Genomic DNA, 13,645 nt, shown 5'->3' with positions numbered 1-13,645 from the left:
TAGACCCTGTTTCGCTACGCTGTAAAGACAGTACTCTGATGCAATGTCACGTAGAATCGTGCAACCGACCTTGGCGCCCATGATTACGTGACTTCGACTTCCATTGCCCGCAGACCCCTGCGGGCCTACCTCCTCTGGCTGGTCCTGGCAACCCTGCTCCCCGGCGTGGTCGGCGCCACGCTGCTGTTCGTCAACCAGTACCAGAAAGGGCGCGCCCAGGTCGAGCGCAAGACCCTGCAGACGGTGCGCGCACTGGTCAACAACGTCGATAACCGGCTGGACAAGGCACGGGCCATCGGCCAGTCCCTGTCGATCCTGAACGCGATCGCAGTCGCCGATTTCCGGCTCGTGCACCGCCAGGCGAGCGACGCACTTGCGCTGTCCGGCGTCGGCATGGACCTGGTGCTGCGCGACCGCGGCGGCCAGCAGCTGGTCAATACCTCCGTCCCCTGGGGTACGCCCCTGCCGGTCGACCGCAGCAGCTTCCTCGACAAGGTATTTGCGAGCGGCGAACCGGCGACCTCGAACGTGTTCACGGGCCCGGTGTCGGGCCGCCCGACCGTCAGCGTTGACGTGCCGGTGCGGGAGCACGGCGAGCTGCGTTACGTGCTCAGCATCCGCCTGCGCCCGGAATATTTCGCCGGCATCCTGACGCCGGAGTCGCTGCCGGAAGGCGCGACGGCCAGCATCTTCGACCGCGACGGCATCATCTTCATGCGCAACGTCCAGCCGGAGAAGAACATCGGCAGGCGCGTGACCCCACCCCTGTATGCGGGCATCCTGCGCGCGCCGGAAGGCGTGATCGATTCGCGTACCGCGGAGAACATCCCGGTGCTGACGCATTTCTCGCGCGTCTCCGCGAGCGGCTGGGGCGTGGGCATCGGCCTTCCGCGCGCCCGCCTGCGCGCCGAGCTGACAGAGCAGCTCGCGCTGATGGCCGGCGTCGCCGTCGGACTGTTTGCGATCGGCCTTTGCCTCGCCTGGTTGATCGGCGGCCGGCTGGCGCGCTCGGTGCAGGCCTTGAGCGCGCCGGCCCTCGCGCTCGGCCGCGGCGCCCGCCCGCACACCGCCGACGAATTCTACGTGCGGGAAACCGCCGACGTGGCCGCCGCCATCCACGACGCCGCGCTCCTCCTCGAACAGCGTTCGCTGGAACTCGCGGCCAAGGAATCGGCGCTGCGCGAAACCCATATGCTGGCGCGCTTCGGCACCTGGCACTGGCGCCTCGGGCAAGAAGCCATCGAGGTCTCGGACTCCGTGCCGCACATCTTCGGCCAGGCGCTACCGCCCTTCGCACAGCAGCGCGGCACCCTGCTGCCGGAAGAATCGTGGGAACAGGTGCGGCGCCTCACCGGCGAGCTGGCGCGCAGCCATGGCAAAGGCGGCAGCGGCAAGCTGCAGCTGAGCGCCATGCACGCCGACGGCCACCGCATCTGGCTCGACTACCGCTGCGAGAGCGTGCACGGCCCGGACGGCGCCGTCGTGGCACTGCGCGGCACCATGCAGGACGTGAGCGAGCGGGTACGCGCCGAGGAAGCGCTGCGCCAGGCCGACCAGCGCAAGAACGAATTCCTGGCCATGCTCGCGCACGAGCTGCGCAATCCGCTGGCGCCGATCGCCTCCGGCGCCCAGCTGCTCGGCCAGGCCAGCCTGGACCCGGCACGCGTCCAGCACATCAGCGCCATCATCGCGCGCCAGGCGCGCCACATGGCGGGCCTGGTGGACGACCTGCTCGACGTCTCGCGCGTCACCCGCGGCCTGGTGGTGCTGGCCAAGGAGCGCACCGACCTGAACGCCGTGGTGCGCGACGCCGCCGAGCAGGTGCAGGCGCTGGTGCGCGACAAGCGCCACACCCTCGAGCTGCAGCTGCTGCCGCAACCGGCCTGGGTGCTGGGCGACCGCAAGCGCCTGGTCCAGGTGGTCGGCAACCTGCTCCACAATGCCGCCAAGTTCACCGAGCCGGGCGGGCGGATCGAGGTCGCGCTGAGCGTCGACGCCGCCCAGCTGACGCTGGAAGTACGCGACAACGGCATCGGCATGCTGCCCGCGGAACTGGAGCGGGCCTTCGACATGTTCGTGCAGGGCGAGCGCACGCCCGACCGCTCATTGGGGGGCCTGGGCATCGGCCTGGCGCTGGTGCGCAGCCTGGTCGAGCTGCACGGCGGCAGCGTCGGCGTGGCCAGCGCCGGCCACGGCATGGGCGCGATCTTCACGGTGCGCCTGCCGCGCCAGGCGGATGAGGAAGCGCCTCAGGAAGACGCCTCGAAGCTGGACGGTGTCGCAGCCGGCGGCCTGCGGGTGCTGGTGGTGGACGACAATGTGGATGCGGCCCAGATCCTGGCCATGTACGTGGGCGCCCAAGGCCATGCGGTCGAGGTCCGCTATGAGCCGGACAGCGCGCTGGCCATCGCGCCCGGCTTCGCCCCGGAGGTCTGCCTGCTCGACATCGGCCTGCCCGGCATGGACGGCCACGAGCTGGCGCGCCGCCTGCGGCAGCTGCCGGCCACCCGCGGCGCCCTGCTGGTGGCGGTGACCGGCTATGGCCAGGAACAGGACCGCCTGGCCAGCGCGCAGGCGGGCTTCGACCACCACCTGGTCAAGCCGGTGGACATGGCGGCGCTGGAGGCGATCCTGCAGGGCGCCCCCGCCGTGCTGGCGGCGCGCCGCGCCGCGTAGGGGTGATCCGGTCCAGTGGACCGGATCACGCTTCGCCGACCGCGCGTTCAAACAGTGCGTGAATATCACGCGGCGCATCCCTACATGCGGGAGTTGGACGCGCGGTCGGCAGAGCCGACCGCCCTACAAGGGCCGATTCAGCGCTTGACGCTGCCGAAAGGATCGCCGTTCTTCCAGGCCGGCATGCCGGGCGCGTTCGCCACCGCATAGCCCAGGTTCAGGGTGAACTGGGCCTGCTGCACCATGCCCGACAAATCCCAGTCGGCGCGGTACTCGTCGCTCACCTGGTGGTAGTCCTTCTTGAAGCCGACCAGCTTCGCGCTCGACGCCGCGTGGTCGTGGGCGAACTCGAAATGGCCGTCGCCCGAGAACACGGCCGAGCCCACGTTAAAGGCCGGCACGCCGGCCTTGGCGAAGTTGAAGTGGTCGGCGCGGAAGTAGGAGCCCGACAGGTCGGGAATGGCCGGGGCCAGCTTCAGGCCCATGCCCTTCGCCACCACCGCCGCGGTGTCGTACAGGGTGCTGCGTTCGGCGCCGGGCACGCCGATGTCGCGCGTGCGGCCGGCGAAGTTCAGGCTGTCGAGGTTCAGGTCGGCCGCCGTCTTCGCCAGCGGCACCGCCGGGTTCTTCACGTAGGCGGCGCTGCCCAGCAGGCCCGCCTCTTCCGCGGCCGGCCACAGGAAAACCTGGGTACGGCGCGCCGGCTTCTTCACCGCCTCCGCCGCCATCGCCAGCAGGGCTGCGGTGCCCGATGCATTGTCGATGGCGCCGTTGTAGATGCGGTCCTTCCGCCCGGCGGCGCCGGCACGCGCCTCGTCGTCCATGCCCAGGTGGTCCCAGTGCGAGGAGTAGACCACCGCCTGCTCCTTCAGCTTCGGGTCCGATCCCGGCACCACGCCCGCCACGTTGTACTGCTCGACCTGGCGGATGCCGGACTTCAGGTCAACGCGCGCATTGACCTTCAACTCCACCGGACGGAAGTCGCGGCGCTCGGCGCGCTCGCGCAGCGCGTCGAGGTCGAAGCCGCCGGCGGCGAACAAAGTGCGCGCCATGTCTTCGTGCAGCCAGCCCTCGACCGGGTTGCCGGGGCCGGCCAGGCGGAAGCGCTCGTGCGAGAAGCCGTTGGCCGGCACGCTCCAGGGATAGGAGGACGAAGGGGTCGTGTGGATCAGCAGCGCCCCGGCGGCGCCCTTGCGCACCGCTTCCTCGAACTTGTAGAGCCAGCGGCCGTACCAGGTATAGGCCTTGCCGGCGAAGCGGTCCGGTTCCTCGCTGGTCGGCTGCGGGTCGTTGACCATCATGACCAGGATCTTGCCCTTGACGTCCACGTCCTTGTAGTCGTCCCACTTCTCATCCGGTGCGGACACGCCGTAGCCCACGAACAGCAGCGGCGCCTCGAAGGCGAGGCTGGTGCGCCCGCTGGAGGTGCCGAACACGATGTCCTTGCCCAGCACCGGCTCGATGCGCTTGCCGCCCGCCTCGAACACCACGCTGCTGCCCGGCAGCAGGCGGGTGCCCTCGATCTCGACCTTCTGGCGGTAGCTGTTGCCGAAGGCGGGCTTGAGGCCGATGAGGGCGGCCTGGGTCTCGAGGTAGCGCACGGTAAGATCTCCGCCGCGCTGGCCGGTGCCGCGGCCTTCGAAGAGGTCGTCGGCCAGCAGGGACAGGTGGGCGCGCAGCACGGGCTCGGAGACCACCGGGGCCTGGGCAAGTGCGGCGCCGGACAGGGTCAGGCTCAGGGAGACGGCAAGGGCAAGCGGGGAAAGTCGCATCGGGGTTCCGTTCGAAAAAGCGGATTGGCAAACGATCATGATAACCGAGCATACATACCTCATGCGGCCGCGATTGCCGGCCTGGGCGGAGCGCGTCATACTTGTCCAATTACTCAAGAGGGACACCATGAGCATCTCGCGCCGCACCACCATTTCGCTGCTAGCCGCCCTGCCCCTTGCCGCCCACGCCAATCCAGAAAAGAAGGACAACCCGCCCATGTACGGTTTGATCGGAAAGATGCGCGCCCAGCCGGGCCAGCGCGAGGCCCTCATCGCCATCCTGCTCGAGGGTACGGCGGCCATGCCGGGCTGCCTGAGCTATGTGATCGCGAAGGACAAGCTTGATGCGGATGCGCTGTGGATCACGGAAGCCTGGGATAGCCAGGCCAGCCACAAGGCCTCGCTGGCCCTGCCCTCGGTGCAGGCCGCGATCGCCAAGGGACGGCCGCTCATCGCCGGCTTCGGCGAGCGCTTCGAGACGGAACCGGTGGGCGGCCAGGGCCTGGCAAGCCCGCGCTGATCAGGCGGCCGTGGGCGCGCCGTTAAAGGGACGCGCGTCCAAGGGAATGTCGATCACGAAGACGGTGCCGTCCTCCTGCGAGGAGGACATCAGCACGCTGCCGCCGTGCGCCTCGGCCACGCGCCGCACATAGGGCAGGCCCACGCCCCAGCCCCCGCCCCCGCCCGGCCCCCGGCTGCCGGCGCGCCGGTAGAGCTGGAAGATGCTCTCGCTGTCTTCCGGCGCGATCGGGTCGCCCTGGTTGTGCACCATTACCTGGACCCGCCCCGACGAGGTCGATACGGTGAGCCGGACCGCTTCCTCCGCGGCGCCGTACTTGAAGGCATTGTTGAGCAGGTTCTCGAGCGCGCGCCGGATCGCATCGCGACACCACCAGCCCTCGATGGTTTCCTGTTCGATGCGCAGTTCGATCGGGTGGGCCACTTCGGCCGACTGCGCCACTTCACGCACCAGCGCCGCCATGTCGACCCGTTCGATGGCGAGACGCACGGCGCCGGTCTTGCAAAAGGCGATACGGTCGAGCAGCTCGCGCGTCATGCCGTCGATGCGCTGCGTGCTGGCGACGATCTTCTCGGCGAATCGGCGCACGCTGGGGTCGTTCGACGTATGGTTGATCATCTCGGCCGCCATCTGGGCGGTCGACAGCGGCGTGCGCAGGTCATGCGCCATCGAGGCCACGAACTGCTCGCGCAGCGCGGCCTGCACCACGGTGAAGGCGCTGGCGCTCTCGCGGATGGTGGTGTCGATGTGCGCCGACAGGATGGCCTGCTCGCCGGCCTCCAGGACCACGTCGTGGCGCGCCAGTTCGCTGAACAGGGTGTCGCGGAAGATCTGCAGCTCGTGGATGACGGCTGTGGCGTCGTACTCCGTCAGGCGCGCGCGCTCGCCCCCGTGCTCGCTCGCCACGGCGCCCAGGTCGTTGACGACGCGCGCCGTGTAGCCGGGCGTGAGCAGGGCCGCCAGGGTATCGAAATAGGCCGGCAGCGTGTTCTCGAGGATGGGCCGCGGCAGTTCCCGCGCCTGCGGCACGGTGTTGCGCACCTGGTCCATCCAGGCTTGCAGCACCTCGCTCCGCACGGCCAGCATGGCGCGGGTGATGGGCGACAGCCCGGGGTCGTCGGGCGACAGGTGTCCGGTAAGGTTCTCGCTCATGCCTGGGTGACCGTGCTCGCGTTAGCAAAAAGGAACGTGATCCCAGTCTACCTGACGGTCTTTACCCATGGCGCGTGAATGCGCCGGCCCCTGCTGGCAGCGCTGCCGGCTCAGCCGACCGACTTGAGGTACTGCATGTATTTGGCGACGCCATTGGCCACATCGGTGAAGGGCTCGGTGTAGCCGACCGCGCGCAGGGCGCCGATGTCCGCCTGGGTGAAGCTCTGGTACTTGCCCTTCAGCTTGTCGGGGAAAGGCAGGTATTCGAGCAGGCCCTTCTCGACGATCTGCTCCAGCGTCAGCGGCGCGTTGCCCTCGTTGGCCAAGGCATTGACCGTGGCGACGGCCAGGTCGTTGAACGGCTGGGCGCGGCCGGTGCCGAGGTTGTAGATGCCGCGCTTGTCCGGGTTATCGAGGAAGAACAGGTTCACCTTCACGACATCCTCGACGTAGATGAAGTCGCGCATCTGGGTGCCGGCCTCGTACCCGTCATTCGCGCCGAAGAGCTTGACCTTGCCCTCTTTCCGGAACTGGTGGAACTGGTGGAAGGGGACCGAAGCCATCGTGCCCTTGTGGCCTTCCAGCGGGCCGTAGACATTGAAGTAGCGCAGGCCGACCACCTGGGAACCGCTGTGCATGCCGTGCTGCTGCCAGTAGCGGCGCATGTACTGGTCGAACAGGAATTTCGAGTAGCCGTAGACGTTCAGCGGGCGCTCGTGCTCGCGCTCTTCCTTGAACACCGTGCCGCCGCCGTAGACGGCCGCCGACGAGGCGTAGATGAAGGGAATGCGCTCGCGCTGGCAGTATTCGAACAGCGCGATGGTGTACTCGTAGTTATTCCGCATCATGTAGCGGCCGTCGGTCTCCATGGTGTTGGAGCAGGCGCCCTGGTGCAGGACGGCGCTGAACTTGCCGTCGAATTCGCCGGCCTTCAGGCGGACCAGGAAGTCTTCCTTGTCCGCGTAGTCCGCCACTTCGGCGTCGACGATGTTCAGGAATTTGTCCGGCCGCGACATGTTATCGACGGCGAACACGCTGAAGGGCTTGCGCTTGCTGAGCGCGTGGACCAGGTTGGCTCCGATGAAGCCTGCTGCGCCAGTAACTAGAATCATTGTGGACCTCTTCTCTCGTTCGTTCAGGCGGCAGCCAACATGGGCTGCAGCGGTTGCCAGACATCGTTTGGCAGAATCTGTTTCATGCAGTTCTGGTGGCCCAGCGGGCACTCGCGCTGCTGGCAGGGCGAGCACTCGATATGCAGCCACAGGATCTTCGCCAGTTCGGACAGCGGCGGCGTGTGGCGCGGGTCGGTCGGGCCGTAGATCGCCACCACGGGGCGCTGGAGCGCCGCGCCGATGTGCATCAGGCCGGAGTCGTTGGTCACCACGGCGGCGGCGCGCGAGATCAGGGCGATCGCCTCGCTGAGCGAGGTGGAACCGGCGAGATTGTGCGCTTCCGGTACCAGGGCCGTGATCTCGTCGCAGGCCGCGCGGTCTTTCGGGGAGCCGAGCAGCAGGATCTGCGCGTCCGGGCGATTGGCGCGGATGGTTTTCGCGAGCTCGGCGAAGTACGGGGCGGGCCAGCGCTTGGCGGGGCCGAACTCGGCGCCCGGGGCGAAAGCGACATAAGTCCCTGCGGGTAAGCCGAGGCGCGCGATGGCGGCGTCGGCCTCCTTCGGATCGGCGGTCATCTCCGGCTCCGGGAGCTTCTCGGGACGCGGCAGGTTGCGCACCGGCTTGTCGGCCAGCGCGGCGTAGAACTGGGCCATCGGACGCGGCGCGTCCTTCTCGTCGTGGTGCATCACGTTGACCAGGCCGTAGCGCATCTCGCCCTTGTAGCCGACGCGGCGCCTGATACCGGCCAGCCAGGGAATCAGGGCGAACTTGAGCGTGTTCGGCAGCACGTAGGAGTCTGCGTAGCCCCGCTCTTTCAGCATCTTCGCGAACGCCTTGCGCTCCTTCCACTGCAGCGAGCCGTGCTTGAAGGGCGACTCGATGACCGTGTCCACTTCGCGCATCGCGCGCCACACCGGCGCCACCCAGGTCGGGGCGAGCACGTCGATCGGGCGGTCGGGATGCAGCGCGCGCAGGCGGCGCAGCAGCGGCTGGGCCATCACGGCGTCGCCGATCCAGTTGGGGGAAATGACAAGGGTGCGCGACATGGGTTCTTCTAGAAACAGGCGGGTGATCCGCGATTATAGCAACCGCGGGACCGCCTCAAGAAGCCTCCAGGCGCCATCCGCCCTCCCCTGCCATCAAGCGATGGGTCAGGTTCAGGCGCTCGAGGAAGACCTCGTCGTGGGAAACGACCACCAGCGCGCCCGCGTATTGGGCCAGCATCACCTCCAGGGCCTCGACGGATGCCAGGTCCAGGTGGTTGCCCGGCTCGTCCAGCAAAAGCAGGCGCGCGGGCGGATCGGCATAGAGAGCGCAGGCCAGCGCGGCCTTGAGGCGTTCGCCGCCGCTCAGCAGGCTTGTCGGGAGCGCACCCTTGCGGGCGTCCAGGCCGATCTGGGCCAGGTAGGTGCGCAGGCGCTCGGGTGCGACCGTGCGGTTGGCGGCCAGCAGCTGCTCGATGGCGCTGCGTTCCGGGTCGAGCGTGGCCAGGCGCTGGTCGAGCCAGGCGCAAGCCGGGTCACGGCTTACTCGTCCGGCCAATGGTGCGATTTCTCCGGCGATGACTTTCAGCAGCGTCGACTTGCCGCTGCCGTTCGGGCCCGTGATGCCGATGCGCTGCTGGCCGGTGATGACGAGGTCGATCCGGCGCAGGGCTGGCGGAGCGAAAGGCAGCTCGACGTCTTCCAGCTGGGCCACGCGGCGCTGGGCGGCGGCGCTGAACTGTGGGCCTTGCAGGCGGATCGTCGCGTCCTCGCGCAGCTGCTCCGCGGCGCTGCGCACCTGTTCGCGGTGCTGCTGGCGCGTTTCCTCGAGCCGCTGCTGCAGGCGTCCGCCGCTGTTTTCGCTTCTCTCCTTCTGGCGCCCCAGCAGGATCTTCGCCTGGTTGGCGGTCTTGCCGTCGCGTGCTCCTTGCGCCTGGCGGCGCTGCTGGCGTTCACGCTGTTCGCGCACGGCGCGTTCCTCGCGCTGCAGGGCCTGGCGGGCATGGTCGAGGTCGCGCTGGGCGCTGTCCTGCTCCGCGGCGCGGGCGGCGGCGTAGAAGCTGTAGTTGCCGCCGTAGCTGCGCAGGCCGTGCGAGGAGAGTTCGACGATGCGCTCCATCTGCTCCAGCAGGGCGCGGTCGTGGCTGACGACGATCAGGCCGCGCTTCCACTGCCTGAGTTGTTCGCTTAGCGCCTGACGTGACCGGCCGTCGAGGTGGTTGGTGGGTTCGTCGAGGATGAGGAAGTCGGCGCTGGAGAGCATGGCGCCCAGCAGCGCCACGCGCATGGCTTCGCCGCCGCTGAGTTGCTGGGCGGGTGTTGCGGCGTCGAGGTGCCCGAGGCCGGCCTGTTCGAGCGCGTGTTTCAGGCGTGCGCGCAGGTCCCATTGGTCGGCGACCAGGTCGAAATCTTGTGGGTCGACACTACCGGCGTCGATGCGTGCGAGGGCCTCGAGGATGGGTTTGACGCGCGCGAGCGAGGCGACCGTTTCCCCAGGGAGGCGGTCGACCTGCTGTGGCAGGTAGAACACGGGGCCAGAACGGATGCAGCGGCCGGCAGTCGGCTGCAGCTCACCGGTCAGCAAGCGCGCGAGCACGCTCTTGCCGATGCCGTTGCGGCCGACCAGGGCGGTGTGCTGGGAATCGAACTGCTCCGTGAGGCTGGAGAGCAGCGTCGTGCCGTCGGGAAGATCGAAGGATGCGCTGTCGAGCGCCAGGAATGGGTGCGTCATAAAACCTCCAAGGATGCCGGGTGCTCCCTGCTTTCGCGGGAAGATGGGAGAACTGGCCGTCAAGTAGACGGCGGCATCAATGGCGCATTGGACGAACCCTCCGAATGTGAATACCGCATGATGATATCAAAAACCAACGGCCTGTAGGGCTGGGGTCCTCGCGTGTGTACCCTTGGTGTTGGAGGTGGCGCGCTTACGCGGCCTACGGCGCAGTGCGGGTCTGCGGCTGGAAGTGCTACCGTTCCGCGCCTGCCCCGGCGCCGACAGCCTGACCTATTTGCAGGTCGCCTTCACCTCGGTAAAGGTACGGTGGCGATCCCGCTTCGTCGTCAGCTCGCACTTGGTCCAGGCGCCCTGAATGCGTTTTGCGATTTGAGCAGCTGGGCCGTAATCGCACCAAAGCCACTTCTCGTCGTTTGGCTGAAACTCGAAAGTGGTCCGCTCGCCACCCTTGGCCTTCTTGTCTACGCGCGGCACCAGGTATTGCATCCCTTCGGGCTGGCTGCTCATCATGCCTGCGCCGCTTAGGTGAACTTGCGTTTTTGGCCCGGGGCTCCACCCTGAAGGGGGGCGCGCGACGACAACGGCGCCCTCAGGCAGGATGAGGGGGCAGGACTCCTGTTGGGCGCTCGCCAGTGCCGGAGCAACCGCCAGGGCGAGGGCAATAATGGCGCGTTTCATCGTTCGATCACCGAAAAAGCTTCTGCGTTGTTGCTCGGGTCAATGTAGGTCCCGTCCTTGTTCTTTCCTCGCTTCGGAAGGAAGCGCTTTCCAACGTAAGCCCGAGGCGGGTTGGTGCTCCGATATTGGTCCATGACCCAGAATCCGTCGCTGGTATGCCAGAGGAAGAAGGCGGCGTGATTTCCTTGGCCAGCACCGCGGCGTGGGTATTTTCCATTCTCGAACGTCGCGATCGCAGTGCCGCGTGCGAGAGTCCGGTTTCCAAGCACTCGAGCCCCTTCTTTCCATACCAGCGTCGACTGCCCGATGAGCCCTGGTGGAAAGGCCTTGATGAGCGAGACGCAGTTTCCTCCATCGATCAAGCCGTGGCGCTGCAGCTTGTCGACTTCACTGTATACATGCGGCATCGGTTCCTCTCCCATGAACTGTGAGAGGACATCATTGCAGTGTTGGGTTTACAGCAAGTTGGCTGCGGTCAACGCCCGATAGGAGCGGGATCAAGTGCGGGTCGCCAACGGCAGCGCCTCTCCGGTCACGACGTCGGAAGGTCGGTTTACGTTGAAGTGGAGGTCCGCGTCTATAGCCTTTTCAGCGTGTCAAGAGTACCGTTAAAGATGACGGCTTTCAATGGACGCTAAAGCACTTGACGAACAAAAAACCCGCGCTCTCACAGGGAGTAACGCGGGTCCGGTGGACGATCTTGGATCGCCTGATACATGTTCTTGGCGGAGAGAGGGGGATAGACCTTCCCTCTCTAAAAATCCATTTAAAATCAACTGGTTGGTAGCAGGTTCATGAAAAAAACTCTATTTTTTTGCTACCTTCGATGCTACCACACATCAACCTCAGGAAAAACTGTATAAATAGTTTATACGATTAAATTTTGCGAAGCCTAGGTCCCTTGGCGGGTTAGGCTGAAGCCGTATAGGCTTCCAAAGAATGAAAATACGAAGTTCGGAAAACTCAAAATATATAGGTCGGTATAATCTAATAGAGGGAAAAAAATGAAATTCTTTGGAAAGCCCCGTTTTTACTAGCTTTCTTACTTAGTTGAGATTGACAACTATCTTGCTCCAGGAGGATATTTATCTTCCTCCAAGAGGATATTCGACAATTTTGATTTCAAGGTATCTTGCTAGAACAAGATAAATCAGAAGATAAAATCTTACTAAATATCTGCCCGCAGGAAGATTTGACTTGTTTAAAATTCTATCCTCAAATCCAAGGCAAATATCTTGACAAGCAGGATTTTATCTTTATAAGTAAGATAAATTCTTACCAATAAAGGAAATTAAATGTCAATCAAAGAAAAACTAAATCAGCATTTTGATCAGAAAGAGATCGATGTCTATTTTAGAGACATCAACAAAGTCTTGAATGTATGTAAAAATTCATACAAGGAATCGAGAAAGCTGATAATTCTATCAGATGAATACAACGGCGATCAGAAACTGAAAATGATCGAAATGATAGATGTACTTTATTCGAACAAAAGGAGAGAATTAGTTACCTCCGATTATGATGGTAAAGTCTATACTCAATTGTTCTTTTCTGATTTCTTGAAGTTCATAAACACAAATGATTTAACAATGAATGAGTTTAAAATCATTTTAGCCGTCTATGAAATGCTGAAGAGAAACGACAAATTTGGTAATGTTCTATTATCATGCAATTTAACATCGTTAGCAAAAGCGGCAAATGTTAGCTATAAAAATATTAATAAAACAATTACCTCATTGATCGAGAAAAATATTTTAACAAGAGAAGAAAAAGATCTCTACCTCAATTACAAATATTTTTTTAGAGGAACAAAGTTAGATTATGATTTATACAAGGACCTATACAATGACTTGCAGGCGAAAGAAGATGATTTAATTTTCACAGAATAGACTGTAGATAAATATGCTAAGTGATATTTATCATTTAGCATCCGAGTCCTCGCCTGTTGTTTTTCTCTTCCGACCAGGAATAGGTAAACTTTTCTTAGATTTTGTAGAAACGATTGGTTCTTGATCAAGTTGCAAAGCCCCATCTTTAGAGGCTTTCGCCTCATTTTCTGCCTTAGCAGTTCTACCTAACTCTATTAATTCTCTCACCTCCAAACATTTGGAAAACTCGATATCAGGAGATAAACCCAAATTGTCAAACTTCAGTTTTAAATCCTCCAACTCTTGAGCGTTTTTTTCGGCTTCTGCCACTTTTGTGGCATCAGATAACCTTTGTGCCTTGTAACGCTTTAAAACGTCCCAAAACGGCTGAAAAAGCTTCATAGCAGTACTCACCTTGATGAAACCGAAGGTCGATTCATCCTTGATTGTTTTATCAAAGTTGTCTATAGCATTGTCTGTTTTTTTGTCATATCCCTTGGCTTCTAACACTTTGTTATAAAAATCACGGATATCCGCAGGTTTAGCCTTTTTATTGCCTTTATCTCTTTTCAAACCCAAATGTTTTACTGCTTTGTTATATGCAGTAGTAAATTCACCACATTTTTTTCTTCCATCAAAAAAATGTGTAGCACTAATTTTGCCTTTCGGATTAACGGGAATTACTGACACCTGAAAATGCGGTGTTGTTTCATCTTTATGAACAACTGCATAAACAATATTCTCTTTTCCAAAGGTTTTTTCGATAAATTCCCATGTAAGTTTTTCCCATTCAGCAGCTTTTGTTTTATTTTCAAAAAGTTCAGGACTCGCAGAGAACACTAAATTCACCGTTTTAACGCCATTTTTTCTTACTTTGAATTTTTTGAGCTTCTCAGATAAAACCGCATTAAAATCCATATCAGGATCACCCACATAATAGGTGTTTAACTTGGTTTTTTTTGTATTAACATTATCTGATGGGATTTGACGCAAATTATGGCCGGCCGCGTTAGCTGCCTGGAGATCTCCAAACTTTTTTATATCTACATTGGTATACATATTTTTCTTGTTTTTGTAGTTTTATCATAGTAGAAAAAAGCCAGAAAGCAAGAGATTGAAAATCCCGTTGCTCACAACGGGATTTTTCAC

At 61.8% G+C, this 13,645-nt stretch carries 11 protein-coding genes; 3 read left to right on the top strand and 8 right to left on the bottom strand.

Going from position 1 to position 13,645, the window contains the following annotated elements; all coding sequences use genetic code 11:
* The first annotated feature begins 87 nt into the window (after positions 1-87).
* Complete coding sequence (locus NX780_RS14935; RefSeq protein WP_258828667.1) at positions 88-2,676, top strand: hybrid sensor histidine kinase/response regulator; 2,589 nt, start codon at positions 88-90, stop codon at positions 2,674-2,676.
* A gap of 137 nt (positions 2,677-2,813) precedes the next feature.
* Here NX780_RS14935 and NX780_RS14930 read toward each other — a convergent pair whose 3' ends face one another.
* Positions 2,814-4,448, bottom strand: coding sequence for a M28 family peptidase (locus NX780_RS14930; protein ID WP_258828666.1), 1,635 nt, complete (start codon positions 4,446-4,448; stop codon positions 2,814-2,816).
* Positions 4,449-4,575: 127 nt separating this feature from the next.
* On the opposite strand from NX780_RS14930, the gene NX780_RS14925 reads away from it, so the two are divergent.
* A complete protein-coding gene (locus NX780_RS14925) occupies positions 4,576-4,968 on the top strand; it encodes a putative quinol monooxygenase (protein WP_258828665.1) in 393 nt (130 codons plus the stop codon).
* Here NX780_RS14925 and NX780_RS14920 read toward each other — a convergent pair whose 3' ends face one another.
* The 6 genes from NX780_RS14920 to NX780_RS14895 form a co-directional block, all read right to left on the bottom strand.
* Positions 4,969-6,120, bottom strand: a complete 1,152-nt coding sequence (locus NX780_RS14920; protein WP_258828664.1) for a sensor histidine kinase — start codon at positions 6,118-6,120, stop codon at positions 4,969-4,971.
* Positions 6,121-6,230: 110 nt separating this feature from the next.
* On the bottom strand, positions 6,231-7,232 hold the full coding sequence (rfaD, locus tag NX780_RS14915; RefSeq protein WP_258828663.1) for an ADP-glyceromanno-heptose 6-epimerase: 1,002 nt from the start codon (positions 7,230-7,232) through the stop codon (positions 6,231-6,233).
* Between the two features lie 23 nt (positions 7,233-7,255).
* Positions 7,256-8,278: a lipopolysaccharide heptosyltransferase II gene (gene waaF / locus NX780_RS14910; protein WP_258828662.1), complete on the bottom strand. Its 1,023-nt coding sequence runs from the start codon at positions 8,276-8,278 to the stop codon at positions 7,256-7,258.
* 55 nt (positions 8,279-8,333) lie between these two features.
* The gene (locus NX780_RS14905; protein ID WP_258828661.1) at positions 8,334-9,947 is read right to left on the bottom strand and encodes an ABC-F family ATP-binding cassette domain-containing protein; all 1,614 of its coding nucleotides are present in this window, start codon (positions 9,945-9,947) and stop codon (positions 8,334-8,336) included.
* A gap of 273 nt (positions 9,948-10,220) precedes the next feature.
* Positions 10,221-10,628: an STY0301 family protein gene (locus NX780_RS14900; RefSeq protein WP_258828660.1), complete on the bottom strand. Its 408-nt coding sequence runs from the start codon at positions 10,626-10,628 to the stop codon at positions 10,221-10,223.
* Complete coding sequence (locus NX780_RS14895) at positions 10,625-11,035, bottom strand: BPSL0067 family protein (RefSeq protein ID WP_258828659.1); 411 nt, start codon at positions 11,033-11,035, stop codon at positions 10,625-10,627. Before NX780_RS14895 ends, NX780_RS14900 begins: the two co-directional genes overlap by 4 nt.
* 888 nt (positions 11,036-11,923) lie before the next feature.
* Between NX780_RS14895 and NX780_RS14890 the strand changes: the two genes are divergently transcribed.
* Positions 11,924-12,517 carry a replication protein gene (locus NX780_RS14890; RefSeq protein ID WP_258828658.1) on the top strand — a complete coding sequence of 198 codons (594 nt, stop codon included), beginning with the start codon at positions 11,924-11,926 and terminating at the stop codon, positions 12,515-12,517.
* Between the two features lie 30 nt (positions 12,518-12,547).
* Here NX780_RS14890 and mobV read toward each other — a convergent pair whose 3' ends face one another.
* Positions 12,548-13,555: a MobV family relaxase gene (gene mobV / locus NX780_RS14885; protein ID WP_258828657.1), complete on the bottom strand. Its 1,008-nt coding sequence runs from the start codon at positions 13,553-13,555 to the stop codon at positions 12,548-12,550.
* Positions 13,556-13,645: the final 90 nt, after the last annotated feature.

Source organism: Massilia agri, assembly GCF_024753255.1.
Classification (GTDB): Bacteria; Pseudomonadota; Gammaproteobacteria; order Burkholderiales; family Burkholderiaceae_D; genus Telluria; species Telluria agri.
This window is presented reverse-complemented; position numbering and strand designations above follow the sequence as displayed.